The 3526-nt window shown below is 65.7% G+C and carries 4 protein-coding genes and 2 pseudogenes; 1 reads left to right on the forward strand and 5 read right to left on the reverse strand.

Annotated features, from left to right (window positions below):
* Positions 1 to 126 precede the first annotated feature (126 nt).
* The 5 genes and pseudogenes from VXC91_RS43555 to VXC91_RS43575 form a co-directional block, all read right to left on the reverse strand.
* A complete protein-coding gene (locus tag VXC91_RS43555; RefSeq protein ID WP_329512885.1) occupies positions 127 to 372 on the reverse strand; it encodes a Smr/MutS family protein in 246 nt (81 codons plus the stop codon).
* 137 nt (positions 373 to 509) lie between these two features.
* Positions 510 to 845 (reverse strand): helix-turn-helix domain-containing protein, encoded by a 336-nt coding sequence (locus VXC91_RS43560; protein WP_329512886.1) that lies wholly within the window; start codon positions 843 to 845, stop codon positions 510 to 512.
* Entirely contained in the window at positions 845 to 1237 is a 393-nt protein-coding gene (locus VXC91_RS43565; RefSeq protein WP_329512887.1) for a type II toxin-antitoxin system RelE/ParE family toxin, read from the reverse strand. Before VXC91_RS43565 ends, VXC91_RS43560 begins: the two co-directional genes overlap by 1 nt.
* Before the next feature lie 376 nt (positions 1238 to 1613).
* A pseudogene (locus tag VXC91_RS43570) lies at positions 1614 to 2236 on the reverse strand (helix-turn-helix domain-containing protein); the annotation flags it as partial.
* 177 nt (positions 2237 to 2413) lie between these two features.
* Positions 2414 to 2626, reverse strand: a complete 213-nt coding sequence (locus VXC91_RS43575; RefSeq protein ID WP_329512888.1) for a three-helix bundle dimerization domain-containing protein — start codon at positions 2624 to 2626, stop codon at positions 2414 to 2416.
* A 711-nt stretch (positions 2627 to 3337) separates the two neighbouring features.
* Here VXC91_RS43575 and VXC91_RS43580 point away from each other — a divergent pair.
* A pseudogene (locus VXC91_RS43580) lies at positions 3338 to 3526 on the forward strand (TcmI family type II polyketide cyclase); the annotation flags it as partial.

Below are 3526 nucleotides of genomic sequence, written 5' to 3' on the forward strand. Positions count from 1 at the left end.
AGAGCAGTCCCGCGAGCATATGCACCCAGGGTGCCCTACCGGCCCGGCAGAACATCGTTCCTGGTCGGGTCCGGTGCAGCCATTCTGAAGCGGTACGGCAGTAATTCTGAAGCGGTACGGGCGTGGCTATGTGAAGTACACGAGCACGCGGCCGGTGTTGCCCGGATCGGTCTCCCGGCGCACGTACAGCTTCCTGATGTGCTTCTGGTCGAGGAAGGCCAGGACGCGCCTGTGGAGCTGTCCCGCCCCCTTCCCCGGGATGATCTCGGCGATCGGATCCCCGGAGTGGACGGCAGCGAAGAGGAACTGGCGCAGGGCGAGCTCGATGTCGCGGTTGTTCCGGAAGATCGGATGCAGATCCAGGCTGAGCACGCGACAACTCCTCTCGTATGCACCCGGTCTCACGCCGGCTGCTCTTTGCTTGCGTCTCGACCTTGGTGGTGCCGGGGCCGGTTCCATTCCGGAGCCGAGGTTCGGGTCGATGGTCGTGTCGTGTGCCGGGGGCGGGGTCAGGCTGCGTTGTGGGCGGTGAGGGTCACACGGGCGTCGTTGGCGTCGATGGCGATGTTGAGTGAGGCGTCGAGTCCTTTGGCGAGCTTGGCGAGGAGAGGCAGGGTGGGGATGGTGTCGGAGCCCTCGATGCGGGAGATTTTGGCCTGGGTCAGGCCGGTGCGGGCAGCCAGTTCGGCCTGGGACAGTCCCAGCTCGGTGCGGCGGTCGTAGACGGCCTTGGCCAGGGCCATGGACAGGCGGTGCTCCTGGCGCTCCTGCTCGATCTGGGGCGATTCGCGGTATCCGTCGACGAGCTTGCGTTCCCGCGCCAGCTTCCAGCGGCTGTGCTGCATCAGTGGTCTCCTTCCTCGCGGGTGAACTCGCTTTCCTCGCGGGTGAACTCGCTGTGGGCCGGGCCGTGCTCGGCTTCGCATTCCTTCTTCGCCTGGACCGCCCGGTTGATCTGGGTTTCTTCGTGTGGTCGGGTCTTGCGGAACACGGTGAGCAGCACGATGCGGCGGTCGTCGGTGATCCAGTAGGTGATCCGGGTGGCGACGCCGTCCAGGCTGGGGCGTAGTTCGTTCACGCCGTCGCGCAGCGGGCGGGCGTACGGCATCGGGGTGTGTGGCCCCAGCTCGGCGAGTAGTTCGGCGTAGTCCTCGACCTTGCGGTAGAGCTTGCCGGGCAGGAGCTCCAGCCAGGCCCGGACCTCGGGCTCGACCTCGATGACGTACAGGGCAGCCATGGAGCCAACGTATATGTCGTCTACGACATGGGCAAGCCGGCGGGGCGAGCGGCTTGGACGGCCTGTGGGTGCCGATAATTCCGTCTGCGTAAGTAAAGCGGCATTGCGGGTGCCGAAAAATCATCCGCCAAGGTCACCGTCTTGATCGCTGTTCCACACGGCTGGGGCTGATCACCGTGAAACTGCCACCCGCTCACCGTCTGGACGGCATCGTGAGCTGTCGTGGCTGAGTCTGGCCTACCTCGCTGCGACGAAGGCCCGTGCGGTCCTGCGCTTGTTGACGATGAGCGATCATGACAAAGACATCAAGATTCGATTTACAGTCCCGCACGGTCAGCATCGGGCAACCGCAGCTGCCCAGCGGCGCGACACAGTACGAGCGGTAGGGGCGGGCGTAGGCCCTTTCGTCGAGCAGGGTGCGGTTGAGGCGTTCGACCTTGCCGTTGGTCTGGGGCCGGTAGGGCCGGGTTCGCTTGTGGGTGATCCCGGCCGGTGTCAGGGCATCCCGCCACAGGCGGGACCTGTAGCAGGAGCCGTTGTCGGTCAGGACGCGTTCGATACTGATCCCGGCGGAGGTGAAGAATGCCTGGGCCCGGGTCCAGAAGGCGGTGGCGGTTTCCTTGCGTTCGTCGGTGTGGATCTCGCTGTAGGCCGGGCGGGCAAGGCGGTAGCGGGTCAGCACACGCGGTGCACGGTCGAGGGTGCCAGGTGCAGCAGGTGCGCGATGCGGTCCGGTCCCCAGCGGCGCTGGATACGGACCTTGATGATCCGCCGCTCGGTGCGGGTCGGTGACCGGTGGGGGCTGTGGTGTGGGTGGCTGGAGCGGTCGGCCATTCCGGCCGCGCCCAGGGCCCGGTGGCGATCGGCCCACCGCTGAGCGGTGGTGGGCGAGACCTGGAAGCGTTCGGCAGCCCGTCGCAGGGGTCAACCGTCCTCGACGACGCATCGGGCCAGACGCAGACGTCCGGTCTCGGTCAGGGGTGCATTACGGTGTGGCACGAGGGCCTTTCTGGTCACTGGTGCAGATGTCGCAATCCACACCAGGCCAGAAGGCCCTCGCCCATTTCAAGATCCCTCAGCCGAGACCTGCATCACCGTCCACAAGCTCCCGGGACAGAACACCTAGGACCTGGCCTCCGCGGGCTTCGGCAGCCGCCTGACCTTCTCGGCCTGGGGTTATGCCTGCTGGGTGGGCTTGGGCAGCGTGCAGGCGAGCGGGTCCCCGGCTTGCCGCTGGGTGAGCGCGGCCAGATGAGTGGTGACCGTGGCGCTTTCCCGCAGCCGGGCGTAGGTGGCGTACACGGTCTGGGCGACGGTCTCGGGGTCGTGGTGGGGGAAGCGCGCGGCGAGGTGCTCGATGACGCGGTCGAGGGAGCGCTCGCTGTCCATGATGGGCTCGCTCTCACACCCAGGAGCTCGCGAAGGTGGAGCTGGTCGTGATCCACGACGGGAGGGTCATCACCGTTGGCGACCTGCTGTCCGACGACAACCTGCCCGGCATGAGGAACATCCTCAACGCCGTCTGCTCACACCGCGGCCCGCGAGCAGCGCACACACCGATCCGCGCTGCGAATGGATCTCGGGACTCGATGCCGCAGCGCCACCGCGGGCCCGAAGCGCTCCGCCTGCTGATGGAAACTGGCCCCGACAAGGGGACGCAGAGGTGTGTCGCGAACACCGAGAGACAACGAGAGAGAGTGGGACCCAGTGAGACTGGATCCCACTCTCGCATCTCGGCATTCGCCCTGCTCAGATCTTGATTTTTGCTGGCTGACTGGCGAGTGCCCCCGGCAGGATTCGAACCTGCGAACACAGCTCCGGAGAGAACGCCAAGATGGGCGCAGGCGGCCCCTCTGACATGCATCTACGCCAAAAGGAGGCGTTTTTGGAGGGGAGGTTTATCGCGTACCGTGCGCGGGCTGCAATCTGAGCTGCCCCTGGTTCCGCGGAGTCTCTACCGAAACTCTGGGCAGCCCACTCGCATGGTTCATACGAGTCGCACACCCCCTGTGATCGGCACATGATCAAGGAAAGCTGACGTCGCGTCACCCGTGGTGCGACGTTGCCCTCTGCCCCCCTTGCGAAGGAGAAGTGCGCAGGATGACCACAACGTCTGAACGTGTTTCAGAACCACTGACGCGACAGGTGTCGAAGCGGGTCTCCCAGTCCGTCTTCGACGGCTCCAGACTCCGTGTCGTGCTACTCGTGGACGTCTATGACGGAGCCCAGCAGCAGTTCCTGGAGGCGTACGAACAGCTGTGCAGCCAAGTCGCGTCCGTTTCCGGACAT

Source organism: Streptomyces chiangmaiensis, from assembly GCF_036281785.1.
In the GTDB taxonomy this organism is placed as follows: Bacteria; Actinomycetota; Actinomycetes; order Streptomycetales; family Streptomycetaceae; genus Streptomyces; species Streptomyces chiangmaiensis.

Coding starts and splice junctions, on each gene's coding strand:
- VXC91_RS43560 (WP_329512886.1), bottom strand. CDS start 845: ATGCAGCACAGCCGCTGGAAGCTGGCGCGGGAACGCAAGCTCGTCGAC.
- VXC91_RS43565 (WP_329512887.1), bottom strand. CDS start 1,237: ATGGCTGCCCTGTACGTCATCGAGGTCGAGCCCGAGGTCCGGGCCTGG.
- VXC91_RS43575 (WP_329512888.1), bottom strand. CDS start 2,626: ATGGACAGCGAGCGCTCCCTCGACCGCGTCATCGAGCACCTCGCCGCG.